We start from the raw sequence: 225 nt of genomic DNA on the forward strand, positions 1-225 counted from the left end.
TGGGCATGCGCTTCAACGACTGGAAAATCGTCTGGTGCGAACAGCGCGCACCGGGTGGCCTGAAGGTCTGGAGCGAGCCATTCACCTGCCTGCGCGTGCCCAAGCTGTTCAACCTGCGCATGGACCCGTACGAGACCGCCGACATCGTTTCCGACCAGTACAGCGACTGGCTGGTGAAGAACGCCTACCTGATGGGCATCGCCACCATGAAGTCCACGCAGTTCC

Annotated in this window: 1 pseudogene; it reads left to right on the top strand. The window is 61.3% G+C overall.

The window, feature by feature from the left end:
- A pseudogene (locus J5M67_RS29485) lies at window positions 1-225 on the top strand (arylsulfatase); the annotation flags it as partial.

The organism is Pseudomonas sp. 30_B (assembly GCF_017491605.1).
GTDB lineage: Bacteria > Pseudomonadota > Gammaproteobacteria > Pseudomonadales > Pseudomonadaceae > Pseudomonas.